The sequence below is a fragment of the Vibrio sp. 811 genome (assembly GCF_033339195.1).
The window spans coordinates 1-807 of record NZ_JAWOUB010000264.1; the positions used below are offsets into that span (position 1 = coordinate 1).

At 47.7% G+C, this 807-nt stretch carries 1 protein-coding gene and 1 pseudogene; both read right to left on the bottom strand.

Translation table 11 applies throughout. From position 1 onward, the window contains the following. On the bottom strand, nt 1–474 hold a 474-nt coding region (locus tag R7Q46_RS26245; RefSeq protein WP_318078093.1), incomplete at its 3' end, for a dienelactone hydrolase family protein. 168 nt (nt 475–642) lie between these two features. Beyond that, nucleotides 643–807, bottom strand: a pseudogene (locus R7Q46_RS26250) (glycosyl transferase); the annotation flags it as partial.

Here is an 807-nt window from a genome sequence, read left to right on the forward strand (position 1 = left end):
TTGCATTGCTCGCCCTTCATCATCATTTCCCGGATACCCACCTAACGGGTAGAGAGCATCGGGAGCAAAGGCGATAAAACCATCTTTCGCTAGTCGCCTCGCGACGTCTTTAATGTAAGGGTTGAGGCCACGGTTTTCATGAATCACCAAAACCGTTGGTGATTTGATGGTCTTTTTCTGAGGCATCACCAAGTAACCACGTCCTTCACCATGCCCATTCGGCGACGAAAAGGTTTCGTACGTGGCTTTGATTTCAGGATCATTGAAGGAGACTTGCTCGGCAAGCGCGTAGTTTGGTGTCAGCGCGTCAACCAGTGCGGTCATGCTAAACCCTAGCACCACAAGGCCACCAAGCCGATTGAGAAATTCTCGGCGCGAGATCTTTCCGTGCGCGTATTCGTCGTACCAATCGAAGGCTTCTTGCGGGATGGGGTGAGCCGCCTTTTCACTTGACGTCGTGTGCTTTAGCATTATCCATGTCCTCATTTCTTATCGAAAAGTAAACCCATCACCGCAATGGTGATGTCTATGCTAACCAGCAAAGAGAGACTTGTGGTGATAAATTCATCACTGACGAGCATACACAAACAATAGATAAAGGATTCCGATCCAACAACTTTGTATCGTTAGGCAGTCATGCAATCAGTTTGCTGCACAATACGACTCCCAGTACGAAAATGCACGTTCAAAAGCTTGTTCTCTGTCATGCATTTCAGCAAACAAGACAACCGTCATGGTAGCTAACACCGTGTTCGCCATTTGATTCATGTCGGTTTCTTCTGTACCAAATGGACAAGCCGTAGGCAT